We start from the raw sequence: 22,044 nt of genomic DNA, 5'->3' as shown, positions 1-22,044 counted from the left end.
AAGAAAAGGGCAATGGGCATGATGCGTGCGGGGGCACATCTTATGATTACGGGAGTTTGGCGGAAAGCAAGTCGATTCTGGTCCGATCGGCGCGGCATCGCGGCGGTCGAATTTGCTTTGATCATGCCAATTCTGCTGATCATGTATTTCCTCACAATGGAAGCGTCGCAAGCCATCGAGACCAGCAAAAAGGTCAGTCGTATCGGCAGCATGGTGGCCGATCTCGTCACCCAACAGACAAGCGTCCTCAAGGCGGATGTCGACGCCATCATGCAGATCGGCAGCGTCACCCTTCAGCCCTACAACCGCTCGCCCCCTAGCATCACCATCACGGCGATACAGGTTACGCCCGATGCGACGAGGGCACTGGTGGTTTGGTCACGCAAATTGGTCGCCGGCGTCGCCAGCCGTGCCGCCGGCGCCACCACCGAGACAACGATCCCGACGTCGCTCAGAGTCGCCAACACGTTTCTCATTCGCGTCGAAAGCAACCTCGGCTATACGCCGGTCATCGCGTGGAGCGCGAGCAGTCAACAGAAGCTTGGACTGACCTCGGCTTTCAGCAACATAACCATGGGCGAAACCTATTATCTGCGCCCCCGCAGAAGCGTGACGATCCCTTGCAGCGACTGTTGAACAGAACCAGCTAGGCCCTGCGCAGGGCCGCTACTGCTGCGGCTCACGGTCCGAAACGAAGCGCACGATAGCAGCGGCCATCTCGTAATCTTTTGGCGCCACGCGAGCGAAGCCGCCGGAATGTCCCGATTCCAGGAGGGCGTAGATATCGGGCGTCGTCGACTTGAGGTTGGTGAGGAACACGGCAAGTCGACGCTTGGCTTCCGGGTCGAGATCGCTGCGGACCGCGTGCGGGCCGTATCTCAGCAGACCCGACGTCCACACGACACGAAGCGCCGTCACCGAGAGCCCTGCCGCCTCCAACCTGGCCTGCGTGCCCGACGGTTCTCGCGGGCCGTCGGCAGCGGCCGTCACCCAGCCAAACAGGCCATCAGCCTTGCCGTCGACCAGCATCGTCTCGGCCGCCGCGGCCGAATCGGCACGGGCCAGAAACGGTGCATCTTCCGCGATCTTGCGGCCTTCAGCGGCCAACGCCGCCAATGGCAGGAGAGAACCGCCGACGCTGTCCGAAGGCGCCATGGCGATACGATGGCGGTCCATCGCCGCAAGGTCGGGCAGCTTGCCGTCCCGCGTCAGCAGAACGGAGCGGATGCCGATCGCGCCGTCTGAATCGACCGGAGCGACAAGCGGTTCGATACATAAGCAGCGCTGCGAGGCCGTTGCATAGGCGGTGGCCGAATAGATCGCATATTCGATGCGGGAATCGGCCTGCGCCTCGATCAGCGCGGCATAATTGCGGGCAACGACAAACTCGACCTTCATGCCCAAGGCCTTGGTGTAGGCGTCGGTCAACAGTGCCAGGCCCGGAACGGCGTTGCCGGCGTCTGGCTCGGCAACGATGCCTATGCGAAACGTGCCGATATCATCGCGCCAGTCGGCATGCGCCGGGTTGGACCAGAGCCCGACGAGCGCGCCCAGCCCCAGCAACAGAGCGGCATATGTCTTTAACGCAACCCTCATGACAGAACCGCCGTCTGTTTTCCTGGATCGATGCTCAGACCGTCATCCCAAAACCGCTGCGCACTTTTGGGCAACGCACTGCTTGCTTTGTGCAAGTCGTTGCCCCCAAAACCGCAGCGCACTTTTGGGCGATATGCACTGATTATCACGCCTGCCCGTTGCCGTTTGGTTTCCGAATTGCCAATGAAGTCGCGGAACCCTATGTCTGGTCGGTCAAACTGGCAACAACTCGATGGCGCGCGCTTTCCTCTTCGTCCTGGATTCCTTCGGCATCGGCGGCGCGGCCGACGCCGACCGCTACGGTGACGCCGGCGCCAACACATTCGCGCACATCGCAGAGGCCTGTGCGGAGGGCCGTGCGGATCGCGAAGGGTTTCGCAGTGGACCGCTGTTTGTCCCTCATATGGCCTCACTCGGGCTTGGCAAGGCTGCCGAAACCGCGACGGGACTGGGATTTGCCAACAGCGGGGCGGATATGCTCCCAACTGCCTTTCACGGCGCTGCTCAGGAGGTTTCGAGCGGTAAGGATACGCCATCCGGCCATTGGGAAATCGCCGGCCTGCCGGTGCGCCTCGACTGGGGCTATTTCCCGGATACGGTTCCGGCCTTTCCGGCCGAACTGACCGAGGCGATCATCCGTGAAGGCAAGGTGCCGGGCATTCTCGGCAATTGCCATGCGCCGGGCACCGAGATCATCGAGCGCTTCGGTGAGGAGCACATCCGGACCGGCAAGCCGATCTGCTACACGTCGGTCGACTCGGTCCTGCAAATCGCCGCGCATGAAGTCCATTTCGGCCTCGACCGGCTTTATGAATTCTGCCAGGTGGTGCGCAGGCTGGTTGACCCGCTGAGGATTGGACGGGTGATCGCGCGGCCGTTCGTCGGCGAAACCACCGCCACTTTCGAGCGGACATACAACCGTCATGACTACGCCGTGCCTCCGCCGGAACCGACCCTGCTCGACCGGCTGACGGCGCGTGGCAGCCGTGTCATCGCCGTCGGCAAGATCGGCGACATCTTCGCCCATCGCGGAATTTCGCAAGCGCGCAAGGCGGCAGGCAACATGGCGATGTTCGACGAGGCGCTGGGTGCGATCGATGATGCCGGCGACGGTGACCTCGTCTTCGCCAATTTCGTCGACTTCGACACCGAATTCGGTCACCGCCGCGATGTCGCAGGCTATGCTGCCGCGCTCGAGGCCTTCGATCTGCGGCTGCCGGAGGCATTTGCTAGGCTGCGGCAGGGCGATCTTCTCATCCTGACGGCCGACCACGGCAACGACCCTACCTGGGGCGGGACCGATCACACGCGCGAGCGCATTCCGGTGATCGGCACTGGACCGGGTCTCAAGGGCGGCGACATCGGACTGAGAACGACATTCGCCGACATCGGCGAGACCCTGGCCGAGCATCTCGGGCTGGCGCCCGGACGCTACGGCACTTCTTTCTATACGGCGATCGGCGGTCATGCCTGAATTGCCGGAGGTCGAAACCGTCCGGCGCGGACTGCAGCCGGTTCTGGAAGGCGCCACGATCGCCCGTGTCGAGGCGCGCCGACCGGATCTGCGCTTTCCATTTCCCGAGAAATTCGCGCAGCGGCTGACCGGCAAGACGATCACGGCACTCGGCCGCCGGGCCAAGTATCTGACGATGGACCTGGAAGGCGGCCCCGTGCTGATCTGCCATCTCGGCATGTCGGGCTCATTCCGCATTGAGACGGCCGATGGCAGCGACATGCCCGGCATCTTCCGGCACGACCGCTCGAAAAGCTCCAATCACGACCACGTCGTCTTCCATGTCGAGTCTCCAACCGGTGCCCGGTCCCGCGTGATCTTCAATGATCCGCGCCGCTTCGGCTTCATGTTGTTTGCGGAGGGACTGCCGGACGTTCATCCGATGCTGGCTGGACTTGGCGTCGAGCCAACGGGCAACACATTGGACGGTGCGCTGCTCGCCTCATTGATGAAGGGGCGGCGATCACCGCTGAAGGCAGCGCTTCTCGACCAGAGGCTGATCGCCGGGCTCGGCAACATCTATGTGTCGGAGGCGTTGTGGCGTGCCGGCCTGTCGCCGCTGCGCGAGGCGGGCACGATCGCCAGGCCCGGAAAGAAAGCCCAAGCCCAAAGCGAACACCTCGCGCAAGCCATTCGTTCGGTGATATCGGATGCGATCGCAGCCGGCGGCTCCTCACTGCGGGACTATATGCAGACCGATGGGTCGCTGGGCTATTTCCAGCACGCCTTCGCCGTCTACGACCGCGAAGGCGAGGCATGCTCCAAGCCCGGCTGCGGCGGCCACATCGAACGGATCGTGCAGAGCGGCCGATCGACCTTTTATTGCCGGACATGTCAGCGGTGAGTTGGAGCAATTCCAGGAAAAGTGTGAAACGGTTTTCCGTCGAGAATTGCGTCGAGACAAGGAGATGGGAGCGGTTCTGCGTTTCCGTGAAACGATGAACCGCTCTAGACGAGCGTGAGCAAGGAGAAGCAGCCATGGCCTATGAGACGATCATCACCGAGACGCACGGCAAGGTTGGGCTGATCACGCTGAACAGGCCGCAGGCGCTCAACGCGCTGAATTCGCAGATTCTGACCGAAGTGGTGGCAGCCGTGAACGGGTTCAGCGCCGATCCAGGTATCGGCGCCATGGTCATCACGGGTTCCGAAAAAGCTTTCGCCGCCGGCGCCGATATCAAGGAGATGCAGTCCATCTCCTACGCGGACGCCTACGCCCAAGACTTCTTCGTCGGCTGGGAGGAACTGACGCGGGCGCGAAAGCCTATTATCGCGGCGGTGGCGGGCTATGCACTCGGCGGCGGCTGCGAGCTGGCGATGATGTGCGATTTCATCATCGCCGCCGACACGGCCAAATTCGGCCAGCCCGAGATCACCCTCGGCGTTATTCCAGGCATGGGCGGGTCACAAAGGCTGACCCGCTTCGTCGGCAAGTCGAAGGCGATGGACATGTGCCTGACCGGGCGGATGATGGATGCCGCCGAGGCCGAGCGTTCTGGCCTGGTGTCGCGGGTCGTGCCTGCCGGCGAACTTGTCGAGGAGGCGCTGAAGGCCGCGGCCAAGATCGCCGCTTTCTCGCTGCCATCGGTGATGATGGCGAAGGAGGCTGTCAACCGCGCCTTCGAGACGACGCTTGCCGAGGGATTGCGGTTCGAGCGCCGGCTGTTTCACTCGCTGTTTGCACTGGACGATCAGAAGGAAGGCATGGCGGCCTTTGCCGAGAAGCGGAAGCCGAATTTCACCAACCGCTGACGCCAATCCTCTCGCCGAGAAGAAGATGGCTGTTGGCCGCCAAAAAGAAGGCCAGGCAGCGTTGACGCGCCGGAAAAGCTGAACTATAAGCCGCACCAACCGAGGCGGCCCCGTGGCTGCCCGTTTGTTTTTTGCGCCCTGCGGCATCCCGCATGCGCCGACCAGATCAGAAGAGAGGCATCATGGCCAATACATCCTCGGCCAAAAAGGCAACGCGCAAGATCGTCCGCCGCGCAGCGATCAATAAGAACCGCCGCTCGCGCGTCCGCACCTATATCCGCCAGGTCGAAGAGGCGCTTGCCTCCGGCGACAAGGCTGCCGCACAGGCTGCCTTCAAGATCGCGGAGCCGGAATTGATGCGCGCCGCGACCAAGGGCGTGATTCACAAGAACACGGCGTCCCGCAAGGTGTCGCGACTGGCTCAGCGGGTCAAGGTACTGTCGGCCTGACATTACTTGCCTAGACTGACGTTCTTCGAACCCGGCCGTTTGTGCCGGGTTTTTTCGTTTGCCGGCAAGCACTTAAAAAGAATGTCCGGAAACGGCGTCTTAGGCGGATTTCACAATTGGGAATAGTTTGCCGGCATATGCATGCCTGCTGTTGATCGGCATGCTTGAAAAGGGCCGGCTTAATGATTCTTAACTGTCAGAAATAGCTTATAATTTTCAGACACTTACTGATGGTGATCCACAGCTTGTCCACACCGGGCCGACCCGATCGGGGACAAGTCGCTGTCAAGCGAATTATTTCAGAATATTTCTCTCAGCGTCCGGTTTTTCATATTCGCCGGAAAAGGGTTTGAATCACAATGGCTTTGTTAAAATGTGCCGTCACGGCACGCCACTCGAACCCGCCTCCAGTAACCAGATTCCTTAAAAATCCGTTAGACGTGGCCTTGCCCTATCCACAGCGATTTCGGTAGTGTCGATCTATCGAAAGGGACGGGCTCTGGCTCTTAACCCAAGCCTGAATCGGCCAGCTTAAATTGGCGGGATTTGCAACGCGGATCAAGTCCGCGGACGGGTTTGGTTTGTCTTTTTCGATACGGTAGGGGACTGGCGTAACTAGACATGGCAGGTAGACGGCGCGCCGGCGCTCCTTTCGCCGGACGGTGTTGTATTGCCCTGACATACCCAACGCGGACTGGCTTCCATGGGCCGGCACCGGTTCCCGCAGATAATGGGCGACGTTCATCTGCCGGCGGCGGCAGCGGACATCGTAGCAAAGACTTAGGTCGCCGGAACCGGATGCAGGAGGCGCATCCCCGGTGGAAACAGGTACGGAAGAACAAGGAAAAGATCATGCAGAGCGGCATCGAAAGGGAGCTTACGGGCGACCTCCCATTTCCTGGAACTTTGATCGGAGCAAACGACATGGCGGTGTCCAGCGACGCGGAACAGAAATTCGACCGGGTCAAAGCCCAGTTGAAGGCGCGCCTGGGAACCGAAGTCTATTCGAGCTGGTTTGGCCGCATGAAGGTCGCCGAGGCTTCCAAGGGCATCGTCCGCATCTCGGTGCCTACTGCCTTCCTGCGCTCATGGATCAACGGCCACTATCTCGACCTCATCTCCGAGTTGTGGAAGCAGGAGGATCCCGATCTCCTCAAAATCGACATCGTCGTGCGCACGGCAACCCGTCAGGGACGCAGCCAGGCCGAGCCAGAGGTAACGCCAGCACGCAGCAAGGTGACACGGCAGACGCAGACGGCGCTTGCCGCCGGCACAGTCAGCCCCAGCCGGGTGGAGCGCGCACCGGCTCCGCGTCCGGGCACACCGATCGAGAGCGAATTCCGCCACAACGTTTTGGGATCACCGCTCGATCCGCGCTACACGTTCGGCTCCTTCATCGAGGGACCGTCGAACCGGGTGGCCTTCGCCGCCGCCAAGGCAGTGGCGGAATCGCAATCGAGCGCGGTGCGCTTCAATCCGCTTTTCCTTCACGCAACCGTCGGGCTCGGCAAGACACATTTGCTGCAGGCCATCGCCGCGGAATCGCTGAAGCAGAACCCCAAGTCGCGCGTCGTCTATCTCACGGCCGAGTATTTCATGTGGCGCTTTGCCACCGCGATCCGCGACAACAACGCGCTGACGCTCAAGGAACAGCTGCGCGACATCGACCTGCTCATCATCGACGACATGCAGTTTCTGCAGGGCAAGTCGATCCAGCACGAATTCTGCCACCTCATCAACATGCTGCTCGACAGCGCCAAGCAGGTCGTCGTCGCCGCCGACCGGCCGCCATCGGAACTGGAATCGCTCGAACCGCGGGTCCGTTCGCGCCTCAATGGCGGTGTCGCGCTTGAAATGTCGGCGCCCGATTTCGCCATGCGCCTCGGCATGCTCAAATTGCGCCTTGCCACGGCCAGGAGCGACGACGCGTCGCTCGACATTTCGGAGGAGATCCTCAATCACGTCGCCCGCACCGTGACCGGCAGCGGACGCGAGCTGGAAGGCGCCTTCAATCAGCTTTTGTTCCGTCAATCCTTCGAGCCGCAGATCACCATCGACCGGATCGACGAAATCCTCGGCCACATCTATCGCACCGGCGAGCCGAAACGTGTCCGTATCGAGGACATCCAGCGCATCGTGGCGCGTCACTACAATGTGTCGAAGACCGAATTGCTGTCCAACCGACGCACGCGCACCATCGTCAAGCCGCGGCAGGTCGCCATGTACCTGTCGAAGGTGATGACGCCGCGCTCGCTGCCTGAGATCGGACGGCGTTTCGGCGGCCGCGATCACACCACGGTGCTGCATGCCGTGCGCAAGATCGAGGACCTTTCCGGCAACGACAACACGCTGGCGCAGGAACTTGAGCTTCTGAGGCGGTTGATCAACGACCAGGCCTGATCCTCCGGGGATGGCCGAGCCGGAACAATACCGGATTCAATGGCTTGCCAGTGCGGCGCTGGGCCTGGATCGGGCTCGTGGCGCCGCCTGGAAGCGATCTGGATTTCGGTTTTACGACACTGGCTCGCGGACTTCGGGCGCGTTATCCCCAGAAAGCCCGCCTAGCCGGCCTGAACCGGTGGCGCGGGCTTGCGTTTGCTGGTTTTTTCCTGTCAGTTTACGCAGATTCTGAGCCTGTTCAGACCTTTCGCGGGACGCCGCTCACTGGTGACCCGTCATTCATTCAAGCGAGCCTGTTTCGTCATGCGTGTTATCCTGGAACGGTCAAATCTCCTGAAGTCGCTCAACCACGTCCATCGTGTGGTCGAGCGGCGAAACACCATACCGATCCTGTCCAACGTGCTGCTCAGCGCCGAAGGCGCCAGCCTTGAAATGAAGGCGACCGATCTCGACCTCGAGGTGACCGAAGCGACGCCCGCCAAGGTGGAGCGCGGCGGGGCGACGACAGTCCCGGCACATCTGCTCTACGACATCGTGCGCAAGCTTGCCGATGGCGCCGAGGTGATGCTGAAGACGGACGAGGACGGCAACGCCATGACGGTGACGTCTGGCCGCTCGAGCTTCCGCCTTCAGTGCCTGCCGCAATCCGACTTCCCGGAACTCTCGGCCGGATCATTCTCGCATATCTTCCGTCTCGATTCGGTTGCCCTGAAAGGCCTGATCGAGAAGACCCAATTCGCCATCTCCACCGAGGAGACGCGTTATTACCTGAACGGCATCTATCTGCACACGCATGAGGTCGGCGGCAAGCTGAAGCTGCGCTCGGTGGCGACCGACGGCCACCGCCTGGCGCGCGCCGAGATCGATGCGCCAGCGGGTTCCGAAGGCATGCCGGGCATCATCATTCCGCGCAAGACGGTGAGCGAGCTGCAGAAGCTCGTCGACGATCCGGATGTCGCGGTCACCACCGAACTGTCGGACACCAAAATCCGCTTCACCATCGGCAGCGTGGTTTTGACCTCGAAGCTGATCGACGGCACCTTCCCCGACTATCAGCGGGTCATTCCGACCGGCAACGACAAGAAGCTGATCATCGACCGCCAGAGCTTTGCCGCCGCCGTCGATCGTGTCTCGACCATCTCTTCCGAACGCGGCCGCGCGGTGAAGCTGTCGATCAGCGAGGGTCAGGTGACGCTTGCGGTCAACAATCCGGATTCAGGCAGCGCCACCGAAGAACTGTCCGCCGACTATTCATCCGATCCGATCGAGATCGGCTTCAACGCCAAGTACCTGCTCGACGTTGCCGCGCAGCTGACCGGCACGGAGGCCAAGTTCATGCTGGCGGATGCCGGTTCGCCGACACTGATCCACGACATGGCCGACGAGACCGCGCTTTATGTGTTGATGCCGATGCGGGTGTAGCGGCGCGGTGTCAGCACTTCGGTCCTGTTGTGAACGGCGGCAAGCGCGATATTTACGGCAACTCCTAGAGCAATTCCAGGAAAAGTGTGAAGCGGTTTTCCGTCCGGAATTGCGTCAAAACAAAGAGATAGAGCGGTTCTGCGTTTCTGTGAAACGATGGAGCGCTCTATAGGCGGATAGCGGTTGCCGGGACAGAACCATATAAGTAAGCTAACACTTACTAATTTCCGCAACTATGCGGCGCTGACGATCGATCTGGCGCCAGGTGCCGTGGTTTTTTCCGGCGACAACGGCGCCGGCAAGACCAATCTCCTCGAAGCGATCTCCTTTTTGACACCAGGGCGTGGCTTGCGCCGCGCCCCTTACGCGGATGTCGCACGCGAGGGCGGCGACGGCGGCTTTGCATTGCATGCCCGGCTCGACGGACCTGACGGCCAAGTCGAGATCGGAACAGGCATTTCCGGCGGCGACACCGCCGGCGAAGGCGGCAGGCGGGTGCGCATCAATGGAGCTCCGGCGCGTTCGGCCGAGGACATGCTGGAATGGCTGCGCGTGGTGTGGCTGACGCCGGCCATGGACGCGTTGTTCACCGGGCCGGCCGCGGATCGCCGGCGCTTTCTCGACCGGCTGGTGCTGGCGATCGATCCCGGCCACGGGCAACGTGCGATCGACTACGAGAAGGCGATGCGTGGCCGTAACCGCTTGCTTACTGAAGGCTCTCGAGACGACCGCTGGTTCGACGCTATCGAGACGCAGATGGCCGAAACCGGTGTGGCGATCGCCGCCGCGCGGGCCGAGATGGTGCGTCTTCTCGCCGCCATGATCGACAGGCTGCCCGACACAGGACCGTTTCCGCAGGCCGACATCGGCCTTTCGGGCGATCTGGAAGCCGAGATTGCCGTCGCGCCGGCAGTCGATGTCGAGGAACGCTTCCGCCGGACGCTTGCCGACGGCCGTGAGCGCGACCGCGCCGCCGGGCGCACGCTCGATGGCCCGCATCGTTCGGACCTGATGGTTCGGCACCGCCCCAAGGCGATGCCGGCCGAGCTTTGCTCGACAGGCGAGCAAAAGGCGCTGCTGGTCGGCATCGTGCTGTCGCATGCAAGGCTGACCGGCGAAATGTCGGGCATGACACCGATCCTGCTGCTCGACGAGATCGCCGCGCATCTCGACAGCCGACGCCGCACGGCGCTGTTTTCCATCCTGGAGGAACTGAACTGCCAGGCGTTCATGACAGGAACCGATGCTGCGCTGTTTTCCAGTCTCCAGGGACGCGCGCAATTCCTGACTGTCGACCATGGGACGGTTGGGCCAACCGAAGACCCCTGACAAGGTTTTTCAGTCCCTGTATGATCAGGCAATGACCACTGCCGCCCTGACCGCAGACGAGATCGAACGTTATGCCCGCCACATCGTGCTGCCGGAGATCGGCGGAGCCGGCCAGCAAAGGCTGAAACAGGCCCGGGTGCTGGTTATCGGCGCTGGCGGGCTGGGCGCGCCGGTGCTTGAATATCTCGCCGCCGCCGGCGTCGGCACACTAGGCGTGGTCGATGACGACACCGTTTCGCTGTCCAATCTGCAGCGCCAGGTCATTCACGGTACCGACACTGTCGGCCTGCTGAAAACCGATAGCGCCAAGGCGGCAATCGTTCGCATCAATCCCAACACAATTGTTGAAGCGCACGCAATCCGGCTGACCACGGACAATGCGCCCGCCCTCGTCGCCCGCTATGACATCGTCGTCGACGGTTCCGACAATTTCGAAACGCGCTATGCCGTGGCCGATGCCTGCGCGAGCGAAGGCAAGCCGCTGGTGCATGCCGCCGTCGGACGCTTCGATGGTTCGGTAACGGTGCTGAAGCCATTCGAAGACGGCAAGGACGGCAAACCCAATCCAGGCTATCGCGATCTGTTTCCCGAGGCGCCGCCGCTGGGCCTGGTGCCGTCCTGCGCCGAAGCCGGCGTGCTTGGCGCGCTGACCGGCGTCGTCGGCACGCTGCAGGCCATGGAGGCGATCAAGCTGATCACCGGCGTCGGCGAACCGCTGGTCGGCCGGCTGCTGCTCTATGACGGGCTGGCGGCGCGCTTCGACACCATCCGCTACAAGAGAAGCTGAATTCTTGGACCGGATCGAAGCTGCCTCCATCACGCGGATCCCGACCGATTTCGACCGCTGGGACGATGTGCTCGCATTGATCATGCGCGCTTTCGCCTCGATGGACGGCGTCATCGACCCGCCCTCCTCGGCCCACCTTTTGACCACCGACACTCTGCGGGACAAGGCGCGGTGGGAGACCGGCTTCGTGGCGCTCAAGGGCGATCGGATCGTCGGCTGCGTCTTTGCCCTTGAAAAGGTGACAGAGTTCTATGTCGGCAAGCTCGCGGTCGCGCCGGACTGCCAGGGACAAGGCATTGGCCGGCGGCTGATGCAGGCGGTCGAAGACCTTGCCCGCAGCCGCGGCAAGGCGGCAATCGAGCTTCAGACGCGGATCGAGCTGACCGGGAATCATGCGGCCTTTGCCCGCCTCGGCTTTCGCGAAACTGAACGGACGGCGCACGAGGGCTATGCCAGGCCGACCTCGATCACCATGCGCAAAGCTATCCCGTAAGGTTTATCTTACGGTTTGTGGGCCGCGACAGCGTCAGGTCCTGAGCGGCAGCACGCGGTCTGGTGGGCGGTGGCCGTCAACGAAGGCGCGGATATTGATGATGACCTTTTCACCCATGTCGATGCGGCCCTCGAGCGTCGCCGAGCCCATATGCGGCAAAAGCACGACCTTGTTCTTGGCGGCGAGCTTCAGCAGCTTGCTGTTCAAGGCCGGCTCATGCTCGTAGACATCGAGCCCGGCGCCGGCGATCTTGCCGTCCTGGATCAGCTTGACCAGCGCTTCCTCGTCGATGATGTCGCCACGTGCGGTGTTGACGACATAGGCAGTCGGCTGCAGCAGCGCCAGCCGCCGCGCCGAAAGCAGATGGAAGGTTGCCGGCGTCGAGGGACAGTTGACCGAGATGATATCCATGCGGGCCAGCATCTGGTCGAGGCTTTCCCAATAGGTCGCCTCCAACCCGTCTTCCACGGCCGGCAGCACGCGGTGGCGATTGTGATAATGGATCGACAGTCCGAAGGCCTTGGCCCGCCTGGCGACGGCGGTGCCGATGCGGCCCATGCCGACAATGCCGAGCCGCTTGCCCCAGATGCGCCGGCCCAGCATCCAGGTCGGCGACCAGCCGGCCCATTTCTTGTCACCGGTGAGCACATTGGCGCCTTCCGCCAGCCGCCGCGGCACCGCCAGCATCAGCGCCATGGTCATGTCGGCGGTGTCCTCGGTCAGGACATTCGGCGTGTTGGTGACGGTGATGCCCCTCTTGGCCGCGGCCGCGACATCGATCTTGTCGACGCCATTGCCAAAATTCGCGATCAGTTTGAGGTTGTCGCCGGCCTGGGCGATCAGTGCGGCGTCGATCTGGTCGGTTACCGTCGGCACCAGCACGTCGGCCTCCTTGACCGCCGCGACCAGTTCCGGCTGCGTCATCGGCCGGTCCTCGACATTCAGCCTTGCGTCGAACAACTCGCGCATGCGGGTCTCGACGGGGTCGGGCAGCTTTCGCGTGATGACGACGAGAGGCTTCTTTTTGCCTGCCATTGTTTCCCTCTCGAGTACTTGCCGCAATTCCGAACGCAAAACCGCTTCACACTTTTGCTGGAATTGCTTCTAACCCGATCTCGTTGAGACCTCTTTAACCAAGACCGGCGAAACTGAAAGCCGGTCGCGGTGCCGATTACTCCCTGTAACAAGCGGTGCCGCCGAAGACAAAGAAAAAGGGGCGCCGAGGCCGATGGGCAAGCGCCGAAAGGAATGAAAGTGTCTGGTTTCGCGTCGCTTCGCCTGACCCTCAGCGCAGCATTTCTCGGCGCTCTGCTTTATTCTCCGCTTGCGGGCGCGCAGAGTGCCGCAGCACCTGCCCAGGGCGTCGTCACGCTTGGTCCGAGCGGCCTGCCGCTGCCGCGCTTCGTCAGCCTGAAATCCGGCCGCGTCAACTCGCGCGTCGGTCCCGGGGCCAACTACTCGGTCGACTGGATGTATATGAAGGCCGGCCTGCCGATGGAGATCATCCAGGAATTCGACACATGGCGCCGCGTGCGCGATGCCGATGGTTCGGAAGGCTGGATCAACCAGTCGCTGCTTTCCGGCCGACGCACGGCAATCGTCGCACCATGGCAGCGCGGCAAGGGCGCCCAGATCGACCTTCTCAACAGTTCCGACAAGGACGCAAGAGTGGTCGCGATGATTGAACCTGGCGTCATGGGTACGATCAAATCCTGCGACGGCCAGTGGTGCGAAATGACGTTCGACGGCCACACCGGCTGGCTTGCCCAGTCGGTTGTCTGGGGCGCCTATCCCGGCGAACGGGTCAAGGACTGACAACTTCATCGCGAGGCTCGGAAGAACTCGGGATCAGAAATAGGCCGGCAATCACGGATACGGCAACAAGGTGCTTGCGCCTCCGCTTCATCAAACTCAATTGCAGCATTGTCATTCACGCCGCCGATCGCTCGCGTCCGCTGCGAAAGCGGCAGCGATTGCGCCTCTCAGCGGGTTGCTCAACCGTGTCAGGAGCGTAATCCGGCTGGCTGGCAAATCCGGCAATCCATGCGACCGGTTCAGTATCACGCAATCGGCCGGTACCTGGCTCTGCCCGATCGCCGCCACTCCCAGGCCCGCGCTGGCGGCCGATTGCAACGCGGTCACCGAACCGCCGGTGAAGGCGAGGCGCCAGGCGGTATTGCTGCCATCGAGCGCGCGTTCCGCTGCCAGTCGGACGGTGCAGGATCCGGGCAATGCCAACAGCGGCAACGCGGCAGACGACCGCCAGACGTCAGGCGACCTTGCACACCAGACAAGCTGGTCTCGGTAGAGCGGGATGCCCTGGCGCCGGCTGATATCCATGCGCACGACGGCAAAATCGGCCTTGCCTGCGTCGTAGCGGGCCTGCATCTCGGCTGAGAGACCCACCGACACTTCCAGCAGCAATTCCGGAAAGACTTGGCTCAGACGCCCAAACGCCGACTCCAGAAGCGCACCGGCGGCGTGATCGCCGATGGCCGCCCGGAGCGTGGTGGTTTGCGTGCCAGCATCGAATGTAGCCACGGCCCGGTCATGAGCTTCGAGGACCTGCCGCGCCGAAGCAAGGAACCGCGCGCCTTCGGGCGTCAGCGAAACCGCGCGCGGCGTCCGCGCCAGGAGACGCCGCTCCATCGCTTGCTCGAGCTTGCGGACCCGCAGGCTGATCGCCGACTGGGTGGTCCCGAGAAGATCGGCCGCGGTGGTGAAGCTCTCGCAGTCGGCAACAAGCACGAAGCTGCGAAGCTGTTCGATGGCAAGATGCTTCATTTCGTACTCATATCATAGAGACAGCTACTATGACATTTCCAAATGCTCCTCGTCGAGTCATATGGATTCCGACGAAGCACGGCGGTTGCCGGCTGACCCGGAAGGAGAATGATTAGATGTCTCGCCTATCGCCAATAAACGAAGGTTCCGACACGGAAGCCGGCAAGCTTCTGGCGGAAACGCGACGCCAGCTCGGACGCGTCCCGAACCTCTATCGCGTCCTGGCCAACTCTCCGGTCGCTCTCAAAGGTTATCTGCAATTTCGCGAGTCGCTGCAGAGCGGCCGTCTCAGTTCGAAATTGCGCGAGCAGATCGCCCTGATAACTGCTGAGGTGAACCGCTGCGAATACTGCGTTTCGGCCCACGCATTTCGCGGATCCAAGATCGGCATCTCCGATACGGAATTGGAGCTAAATCGCAGGGGCGATTCAAGCGATGCCAGAGTGGCGGCCACGCTGGCGTTGGCTGCGGATGTGGCGCGTAGCCGCGGAGCCGTCACCGACCAGGCATTCGGCGCCGCCAGGGCCGCGGGGCTCGACGACGAGGAACTGGCAGAGGTGATCGCGCATGTCGCACTCAACTTCTATTCCAACATCCTCAATCACTTCGCCCAGCCAGAACTCGACTTTCCACGGACAGTGCTTCTCAATGACTGACCTCGTGACCCTCGATCCGAGTTCGATGGCGACCATTCCGCGTCACCAGATCGTCGTTTCCTCCAGCTATGGTTTCGATGAGACACTGCAACGGCTTCGCGACGCCATCGCTGCTGCCGAGCTATGGATCATCCATGAGATCGATCCGCAGGCCCTGCTCTGGAAAGGCGGGATCTCCACCATTCGGCTCCGTCAACTGCTTTGGTTCCACCCGCGATACATGGCGCGCCTGTTGCTGACCGATCCTGGCGCCGTGCCCGAAGCGCCGTTCAAGTTCGTGGTCAGCGAACAATCAGCCGGCGTGACGGTCTGCGCCTTGAACCCGGTTTTGGTGTTCTCGCCATATCCCCGGCTTTTTGGTCTCGCCCAAGAACTGTTCGACGCGACGGAGCGAATGCTCGAGACGGTTTCCACGATGCCGGTGTCGGGAGGCGATATCTAGTGGAGCAATGAGCGGTCCGGCCGCCTGCATCAAGCGGTGGTCATCTAGTCCCGATGCGGCCGAGATGGGTGTCCGGAAAGCCGGTCGACAGCTTCAGGCCATAGCCCAGCGCACGGTCGATGGCGATGTGGGCGATCCAGATCAGCGCAACCGCCATCGCATTGCCCCACATGTGCCCGGCGAGCAGCAACAGCACGGGCACGGTCAGGGGGCCTCGCCGGTCATTCGCGGCGTTTGGGGCGCAGCCTCACCACGATGTCGACATTGGCGATCTCCATCCCTTCCGGAGGCTCCGGCAGGTTGGCAACCGTCACCGGACCACTGTCGATGTCGAATATGCGGTTTTCGCCTTCGATGTAGAAATGGTGGTGGTCGGAGGTGTTGGTGTCGAAATAGGTCTTCGCGCCCTCGACGGCGAGGATGCGCAACAGTCCCGCCTGGGTGAACTGGTGAAGGGCATTGTAGACGGTGGCCAGTGATACCGGCACGCCGGCGGCAACCGCCTCCTCGTGCAGTTCCTCGGCCGACAAATGCCGGTCGCCCTTGGCAAAAAGCAGGTCGGCCAGCGCAATGCGCTGACGCGTCGGCCTCAGGCCGGCTTCACGGACCCGCTTGTCCACAGCGACATTTTCCTTCCGGCCGTCCAGGTCCATCTTCTTGTCGAACCCCACAGTTCCGCCCCAAGACACGCCCAGAATGGCAAAAAAATGAACGTCTGCCGAAACCGGACCTCTCAGGACATATATTCTGTCGTCCGAATGCGATCAATAGCGCGCATTGACCCAGGCAGACGAGCAGGCTAAGCGCAAACGCCGGTTTCCGGCCTGAAACAGATTGTGTTAGGAAACCACCGACAAGGGCACCCGATAGCCCGGAACGATATGGGGATGAGATTGATGGCGGGTAAATCCAGCTACGAGTACGACGAATTGCTGGCCTGCGCCCGCGGCGAACTGTTCGGACCGGGCAATGCCCAGCTTCCCTATCCGCCCATGCTGATGTTCGACCGCATCACCGAGATCAGCGAGACGGGCGGCGCCTTCGAGAAGGGTTTCATCCGCGCGGAGTTCGACATCAAGCCGGACCTGTGGTTCTTTGCCTGCCATTTCATCGGCAATCCGATCATGCCGGGGTGCCTCGGCCTCGACGCCATGTGGCAATTGACGGGCTTCTATCTTGGCTGGCTGGGCGAACCCGGCAAGGGGATGGCGCTGTCGACCGGTGAAGTGAAATTCAAGGGCATGGTCACGCCCTCGGTGAAGAAGGTCGAATATGGCATCGACTTCAAGCGCGTGATGCGGGGCCGGCTGGTGCTCGGCATCGCCGATGGCTGGCTGAAGGCGGATGACGAACCCATATACGCGGCAACGGATTTGAAAGTCGGTCTGTCCAAGCAGTCGGCGGTTGGCTGACCGGCATCCCTGGCCAGCTCTCTGGCCAGCACCCCTGGAAGGAGTTGCGAATGAGACGTGTCGTAGTCACAGGCATCGGCATTGTGTCGTCGATCGGCAACAATGCCAACGAGGTGCAGACCTCTCTGCATGACGCCAGATCCGGCATCAGCTTCTCGGATTCCTTCGCCGAACACGGCTTCCGTTGCCAGGTCTGGGGAGCGCCGACGCTCGATCCATCGGCCATGATCGACCGCCGTGCGATGCGCTTCCTGAGCCAGGGGGCTGCCTGGAACCATGTCGCCATGGATCAGGCCATCGCGGATGCGGGCCTCGGCGAGAGCGACATCACCAATGAACGCACCGGCATCGTCATGGGATCGGGCGGACCATCCACCCGCACCATCGTCGAAGCTGCCGAAACGACGCTGAAGAATGGCAGTCCCAAGCGCATCGGTCCGTTCGCGGTGCCGAAGGCAATGTCATCAACCGCATCGGCGACGCTTGCCACCTGGTTCAAGATCCACGGCGTCAACTACTCGATCTCGTCGGCCTGTTCGACCTCAGCGCACTGCATCGGCAATGGCTATGAATTGATCCAGTGGGGCAAGCAGGACATCATCTTTGCCGGCGGCCACGAGGATCTCGACTGGACGATGTCGGACCTGTTCGACGCCATGGGCGCGATGTCGTCGAAATTCAACGACAAGGCATCGACAGCTTCCCGCGCCTATGACGCCAATCGCGACGGCTTCGTCATCGCCGGCGGCGCCGGGGTGCTGGTGCTGGAAGAGCTTGAGCATGCCAAGGCGCGCGGCGCCAAGATCTATGCCGAGATCGTCGGCTATGGCGCGACGTCGGATGGCTACGACATGGTTGCTCCTTCAGGCGAGGGCGCGGTCCGCTGCATGCGCCAGGCGCTGGCCACGGTTTCCACACCGGTCGACTACATCAACACCCATGGCACCTCGACGCCGGTGGGAGATTCCAAGGAAATGGGAGCGATCCGCGAGGTGTTCGGCCCAGAGATGCCGTATATCACCTCGACGAAGTCGCTGACCGGCCATTCGCTGGGCGCGGCCGGCGTGCAGGAATCCATCTATTCGATCCTGATGATGCAGGGCGGCTTCATCGGCGAAAGCGCCCATATCGAGACCCTCGACCCCGAATTCGAGGGCATGCCGATCGTGCGAAAGCGCATCGACGACGCCAGGATCGATACTGTCTTGTCCAATTCGTTCGGCTTCGGCGGCACCAACGCCACGCTCGTTTTCCAGCGCTATTCCGCATAAGGATTTGCCGGCCATGGACGGATTGATGAAGGGCAAGCGCGGGCTTGTCATGGGTGTCGCCAACGATCATTCGATCGCTTGGGGAATTGCCCGGAAATTGTCCGAACATGGGGCGGAACTCGCCTTCACCTATCAGGGCGATGCCTTCGGACGCCGGGTCAAGCCGCTGGCCGACAAGCTCGGCGCCTCACTGGTGGTGCCGTGCGACGTCGAGGACAGCGCTTCGGTCGCCGCCACATTCGAGACCCTGGGCAAGGAATGGGGCGGGCTGGATTTCATCGTCCACGCCATCGGCTTTTCCGACAAGAACGAGTTGAAAGGCCTCTACGCCGACACCAGCCGGGACAATTTCGTCCGTACCATGGTGATCTCTTGCTACTCCTTCACGGAGGTCGCCCGCCATGCAGCCACCTTGATGCAGGACGGCGGATCGATGATCACGCTGACCTATGCGGGCTCCGTCCGCGTCATGCCGAACTACAATGTCATGGGCGTCGCCAAGGCAGGGCTGGAGGCGAGTGTCCGCTACCTCGCCAACGATTACGGTCCGCGCGGCATCAGGGTGAACGGCATATCGGCTGGACCGGTGCGCACGCTCGCCGGCGCCGGTATTTCCGATGCGCGCCATATGTTCTCCTACCAGCAGCGAAACTCGCCGCTGCGCCGCACGGTGACCATCGACGAGGTCGGCGGCTCGGCACTTTATCTGTTGTCGGATCTGTCTTCCGGGGTTACCGGCGAGATCCACTATGTCGATTCCGGCTATCACATCGTTTCCATGCCGACACTCGACGAATTGAAGCAGACCGACGGCGGACGAGACTAACGCCTGTCGCCCAAAGGTGCGCGGCGGTTTTGGAATGGCGACATTGAAGACACGAAGCTTAAAGCGCGCCAACTGAATCCGTTTCAGCGCTAGGCGTATTGATCCGCTCAAGAAATACTTTCGGTCCAGTAAAATTGGATTCATTCGCGGAAACTCATTTTAAGGAGATATCCGCTAGAAAGCCCCGTACTCAGGGGAACTTTCAATGCTCGCCGTCAGCAACCCGAAGCGAACACCGGTGTTCCGACTGCTCACCATAGCGAGTTCGGGTCTCGGCAGTTTCGTCCTCGGGCTCTGGGGCTTGAAGCTCGGCCTCGGCGATGGTTTTGTCGGCATCTCCGCGGACATGATGGTCTCGGTGATGGCCGCTCTTTGCGCACTGGCGGCATCGGTCGCCGCGATGTCCTTCTTCGCCGGCGTCGATGAATCGGCGGATTTCGTCTTCACGGAAACCCATTTCGACAAGCTGACCGGCCTGGTGGCACGCCCGGCGATGGTCGGCAAGATTGCCGAGGCGGCATGCGCGACCAGCCGGACCGGCGAGCCGATGTTCCTCATCGATATCGACATCGACCGCTTCAAGCAGATCAATGACGCCATCGGCTACAGCCAGGGCGACGAGTTGATCCGCGCCTTCACCAAGCGCTTGAAGACGTGCGTGCCGCCGCGCGCGCTGATCGGACGCATCGGCGCCGGTGAATTCGCGATCCTGCTGCCCGACAATCAGGTGTCCGGATCGCTGGAAAGCACCGTCGAGAGGCTCATCGACGAGATGATGGAGCCCTATGATCTCGGTACGCACCTGCAATCGGTCAGCCTGTCGGTCGGCATCGTGGCGATGCCAAAGGACGGCGTCGATCCGGTCCTCATCCTGCGCCGCTCCAATCTGGCGCTGCAGAACGCGCGCGCCAGCGGCGTCGGCAACTGGTCGGTCTTCCATGCCGAAATGGGCAGGGTCGCCGACCATCGCCAATGGATCGAATCCGAACTGCATATAGCCTTCGAGCGTGGTGACTTCGACCTTCATTACCAGCCGCAGCTCGATCTCCCGACCGGCCGCATCGTCGGGTATGAAGCGCTTATCCGCTGGCGGCATCCGGAACGCGGCATGATCCCGCCGATGGAGTTCATTCCGATCGCGGAGGAAACCGGCATGATCGGCCCGATCGGCGAATGGGTGCTGCGCAAAGCCTGCAGCGACGCACAGCATCTGCCCGATGATTGCTTCGTCGCCGTCAACATCTCGCCCGTCCAATTCATGACCAAGGACTTCGTCGGCATCGTGCGCGACACTATGACGAGCACCGGCATCAAGCCGTCGCGGCTGGAGCTGGAAGTGACCGAGACGGCGATGATGCAGGACCGCGACCGCGCCGCCGCCATCCTGAAGGAGCTTGCGGATATGGGCATCTCGGTCGCCGTCGACGATTTCGGTACCGGCTATTCCAATTTGAGCTACTTGATCGATTTCTCATTCGGCAAGCTGAAGATCGACCGGTCCTTCGTCAGCCGCCTCGACACCGACTCCAGCTCCGGCGCGGTCGTCTCGACGATCGTCGGGCTTTCGCGCGCGCTCGGGGTCAGCATCATTGCCGAAGGCGTCGAGACCGAAAGCCAGGCGACGCTGCTCAGGGCAGCCGGCTGCGAGGTGGTGCAAGGCTACCTTTACGGCAGGCCCGCCCCCCTCAAGATCAGGATCGGCGACGCGCATGTCACCGATGACGTCCGGCGCGTCGCCAATCTGCATTGAGTGCGACGCGATGTCTGTTTTCGTCTGAGCATGACCTTTTCCGAAAACCGGTATCCACTTTTCGGGATCATGCTTCAACGACGAGCGACAAGCACCTTGAACATGCCGTCGCGAGCGAGTTCGGCATGGCTCGAAAAAGCGGCCGCCAGGATCGGCTCATAGGGAAGCTGGCGGTTGGCGACCATGAACAGCCGCCCACCTGGTTTCAAGGCCTTGGCCGCCGCGCGGATCATGCCGGCGCCGATCTCCGGCTCGGCCGCCCGGCTGCGGTGAAAGGGCGGGTTCATGGCGATCGCGTCGTAACGCTTCTCGACCGGTTCCTTCAGCAGATCGATCCAGAAGAAATTCCTGGCGATCGACTGGCCGACTCCTGCCAGATTGAGCTTTGCGGCTTCGAGCGAGGCGAAATCGGCCTCATAGAGGTCGAGCGCCTGAACGCCGGGGGAGCAGGCGGCGATCTCGGCAGCCAGATACCCCCAGCCGGCGCAGAAATCGGCAACGCTGCCCCGCAGATCATTGGGCAGGTTCTCGACCAGCAATTTGGAGCCGGTATCGATCCGGTCGAAGGAAAACATGCCGGGCGCGGTGCGGAACCGGTTTTCAACCAGCAGAGCGGGATTGGCGGCGCGCAGTTCTTCCGCGACGGCGAGATCCGCGGGACGGCGTAACCAGAAGGCGATGCCGTGATATTTCGGCAGATGGCCCTCAAGGGGGACAAGTTCGTCAACGCGCTTGCGCAGGCTGGCAATGCCGTCATCCTTGCCGCCGGCAATGACGACCAAGGCGCCAGGCGCCACGCGCTCAAGCGCATCGGCGATGCGCACCTCGTTCAGGCCGCGATGCCGGCCGGCCAGCACAAGTGCCATATCGAAGCCATCGCCTTCCACTTGCGCGGTGACGACGAAGCCCGACGCCTGCAGCGCGCTAAAATGCGGCCGGAAGCCCTGTACGAGGTGAAGCGTCGCCTCAAAGCCTTCAGGCAGGCGAAAACCCGGCTCAGCGCCGAGAAACAGTGCGCGCGTGCCCTTTCCCGGCAGAGGAACAGCCTCCGCCTCGAAGGGATGGAAAAGCGTCTTCAACGGCTCGGCGGACATTGTTCGATCTCGACTTGTCTAAGCGCTTTGAAACCCAGGCTGAACATGAAAACGGGCGCGACATAAGC

The 22,044-nt window shown here is 62.1% G+C and carries 22 protein-coding genes and 1 pseudogene; 17 read left to right on the top strand and 6 right to left on the bottom strand.

Features of this window, described 5'->3' with window-relative positions:
* Positions 1–18 precede the first annotated feature (18 nt).
* Positions 19–636, top strand: coding sequence for a TadE/TadG family type IV pilus assembly protein (locus NKK51_RS23100; protein ID WP_352554718.1), 618 nt, complete (start codon positions 19–21; stop codon positions 634–636).
* 30 nt (positions 637–666) lie between these two features.
* Here NKK51_RS23100 and NKK51_RS23095 read toward each other — a convergent pair whose 3' ends face one another.
* The gene (locus NKK51_RS23095; RefSeq protein WP_352554694.1) at positions 667–1,596 is read right to left on the bottom strand and encodes a phosphate/phosphite/phosphonate ABC transporter substrate-binding protein; all 930 of its coding nucleotides are present in this window, start codon (positions 1,594–1,596) and stop codon (positions 667–669) included.
* Positions 1,597–1,828: 232 nt separating this feature from the next.
* Between NKK51_RS23095 and NKK51_RS23090 the strand changes: the two genes are divergently transcribed.
* The 9 genes from NKK51_RS23090 to NKK51_RS23050 all read left to right on the top strand — a co-directional run bounded on the left by NKK51_RS23090 (position 1,829) and on the right by NKK51_RS23050 (position 11,741).
* Positions 1,829–3,070 carry a phosphopentomutase gene (locus NKK51_RS23090; RefSeq protein WP_352554693.1) on the top strand — a complete coding sequence of 414 codons (1,242 nt, stop codon included), beginning with the start codon at positions 1,829–1,831 and terminating at the stop codon, positions 3,068–3,070.
* The gene (gene mutM / locus NKK51_RS23085; protein WP_352554692.1) at positions 3,063–3,953 is read left to right on the top strand and encodes a bifunctional DNA-formamidopyrimidine glycosylase/DNA-(apurinic or apyrimidinic site) lyase; all 891 of its coding nucleotides are present in this window, start codon (positions 3,063–3,065) and stop codon (positions 3,951–3,953) included. Before NKK51_RS23090 ends, mutM begins: the two co-directional genes overlap by 8 nt.
* Positions 3,954–4,087: 134 nt before the next feature.
* Positions 4,088–4,861: an enoyl-CoA hydratase gene (locus NKK51_RS23080; protein WP_127294072.1), complete on the top strand. Its 774-nt coding sequence runs from the start codon at positions 4,088–4,090 to the stop codon at positions 4,859–4,861.
* Positions 4,862–5,043: 182 nt separating this feature from the next.
* Positions 5,044–5,310, top strand: coding sequence for a 30S ribosomal protein S20 (gene rpsT / locus NKK51_RS23075; RefSeq protein WP_013533694.1), 267 nt, complete (start codon positions 5,044–5,046; stop codon positions 5,308–5,310).
* A 924-nt stretch (positions 5,311–6,234) separates the two neighbouring features.
* Entirely contained in the window at positions 6,235–7,710 is a 1,476-nt protein-coding gene (gene dnaA, locus NKK51_RS23070; RefSeq protein ID WP_023811386.1) for a chromosomal replication initiator protein DnaA, read from the top strand.
* A 303-nt stretch (positions 7,711–8,013) separates the two neighbouring features.
* Positions 8,014–9,132 (top strand): DNA polymerase III subunit beta, encoded by a 1,119-nt coding sequence (gene dnaN / locus NKK51_RS23065; RefSeq protein WP_023811387.1) that lies wholly within the window; start codon positions 8,014–8,016, stop codon positions 9,130–9,132.
* 183 nt (positions 9,133–9,315) lie between these two features.
* The gene (gene recF, locus NKK51_RS23060) at positions 9,316–10,461 is read left to right on the top strand and encodes a DNA replication/repair protein RecF (protein WP_352554691.1); all 1,146 of its coding nucleotides are present in this window, start codon (positions 9,316–9,318) and stop codon (positions 10,459–10,461) included.
* A gap of 31 nt (positions 10,462–10,492) precedes the next feature.
* Positions 10,493–11,248, top strand: coding sequence for a molybdopterin-synthase adenylyltransferase MoeB (locus NKK51_RS23055; RefSeq protein ID WP_352554690.1), 756 nt, complete (start codon positions 10,493–10,495; stop codon positions 11,246–11,248).
* A gap of 4 nt (positions 11,249–11,252) precedes the next feature.
* On the top strand, positions 11,253–11,741 hold the full coding sequence (locus NKK51_RS23050) for a GNAT family N-acetyltransferase (protein ID WP_023811390.1): 489 nt from the start codon (positions 11,253–11,255) through the stop codon (positions 11,739–11,741).
* A 33-nt stretch (positions 11,742–11,774) separates the two neighbouring features.
* On the opposite strand, the gene NKK51_RS23045 is transcribed toward NKK51_RS23050, so the two are convergent.
* Entirely contained in the window at positions 11,775–12,776 is a 1,002-nt protein-coding gene (locus tag NKK51_RS23045; protein ID WP_023811391.1) for a 2-hydroxyacid dehydrogenase, read from the bottom strand.
* A 219-nt stretch (positions 12,777–12,995) separates the two neighbouring features.
* Between NKK51_RS23045 and NKK51_RS23040 the strand changes: the two genes are divergently transcribed.
* Positions 12,996–13,556: an SH3 domain-containing protein gene (locus NKK51_RS23040; RefSeq protein ID WP_352554689.1), complete on the top strand. Its 561-nt coding sequence runs from the start codon at positions 12,996–12,998 to the stop codon at positions 13,554–13,556.
* Positions 13,557–13,667: 111 nt separating this feature from the next.
* Here the strand turns inward: NKK51_RS23040 and NKK51_RS23035 are convergent, their stop codons facing one another.
* Positions 13,668–14,525 (bottom strand): LysR family transcriptional regulator, encoded by an 858-nt coding sequence (locus NKK51_RS23035; protein ID WP_352554688.1) that lies wholly within the window; start codon positions 14,523–14,525, stop codon positions 13,668–13,670.
* Between the two features lie 116 nt (positions 14,526–14,641).
* On the opposite strand from NKK51_RS23035, the gene NKK51_RS23030 reads away from it, so the two are divergent.
* Positions 14,642–15,181, top strand: coding sequence for a carboxymuconolactone decarboxylase family protein (locus tag NKK51_RS23030; protein WP_352554687.1), 540 nt, complete (start codon positions 14,642–14,644; stop codon positions 15,179–15,181).
* Between the two features lie 4 nt (positions 15,182–15,185).
* On the top strand, positions 15,186–15,623 hold the full coding sequence (locus NKK51_RS23025; protein ID WP_352554686.1) for a DUF302 domain-containing protein: 438 nt from the start codon (positions 15,186–15,188) through the stop codon (positions 15,621–15,623).
* 40 nt (positions 15,624–15,663) lie between these two features.
* Here the strand turns inward: NKK51_RS23025 and NKK51_RS23020 are convergent.
* Both NKK51_RS23020 and irrA read right to left on the bottom strand, forming a co-directional pair.
* Positions 15,664–15,831, bottom strand: a pseudogene (locus NKK51_RS23020) (DUF4260 family protein); the annotation flags it as partial.
* A gap of 13 nt (positions 15,832–15,844) precedes the next feature.
* Positions 15,845–16,276: an iron response transcriptional regulator IrrA gene (irrA, locus tag NKK51_RS23015; RefSeq protein WP_024503471.1), complete on the bottom strand. Its 432-nt coding sequence runs from the start codon at positions 16,274–16,276 to the stop codon at positions 15,845–15,847.
* Between the two features lie 243 nt (positions 16,277–16,519).
* On the opposite strand from irrA, the gene fabA reads away from it, so the two are divergent.
* The 4 genes from fabA to NKK51_RS22995 all read left to right on the top strand — a co-directional run bounded on the left by fabA (position 16,520) and on the right by NKK51_RS22995 (position 20,882).
* Positions 16,520–17,035 carry a 3-hydroxyacyl-[acyl-carrier-protein] dehydratase FabA gene (gene fabA / locus NKK51_RS23010; RefSeq protein WP_352554685.1) on the top strand — a complete coding sequence of 172 codons (516 nt, stop codon included), beginning with the start codon at positions 16,520–16,522 and terminating at the stop codon, positions 17,033–17,035.
* A gap of 50 nt (positions 17,036–17,085) precedes the next feature.
* Positions 17,086–18,306: a beta-ketoacyl-ACP synthase I gene (gene fabB / locus NKK51_RS23005; RefSeq protein ID WP_352554684.1), complete on the top strand. Its 1,221-nt coding sequence runs from the start codon at positions 17,086–17,088 to the stop codon at positions 18,304–18,306.
* 13 nt (positions 18,307–18,319) lie between these two features.
* The gene (fabI, locus tag NKK51_RS23000; RefSeq protein WP_023811399.1) at positions 18,320–19,132 is read left to right on the top strand and encodes an enoyl-ACP reductase FabI; all 813 of its coding nucleotides are present in this window, start codon (positions 18,320–18,322) and stop codon (positions 19,130–19,132) included.
* Between the two features lie 205 nt (positions 19,133–19,337).
* Positions 19,338–20,882, top strand: a complete 1,545-nt coding sequence (locus NKK51_RS22995) for a putative bifunctional diguanylate cyclase/phosphodiesterase (RefSeq protein WP_352554683.1) — start codon at positions 19,338–19,340, stop codon at positions 20,880–20,882.
* A gap of 74 nt (positions 20,883–20,956) precedes the next feature.
* Here NKK51_RS22995 and NKK51_RS22990 read toward each other — a convergent pair whose 3' ends face one another.
* Positions 20,957–21,976 (bottom strand): class I SAM-dependent methyltransferase, encoded by a 1,020-nt coding sequence (locus NKK51_RS22990; RefSeq protein WP_352554682.1) that lies wholly within the window; start codon positions 21,974–21,976, stop codon positions 20,957–20,959.
* Positions 21,977–22,044: the final 68 nt, after the last annotated feature.

The sequence above is a fragment of the Mesorhizobium sp. M0011 genome, from assembly GCF_040324155.1.
Lineage (GTDB): Bacteria > Pseudomonadota > Alphaproteobacteria > Rhizobiales > Rhizobiaceae > Mesorhizobium.
Note: the sequence above shows the minus strand (reverse complement) of the source record. Positions and strands in the feature narration are given on the sequence as shown.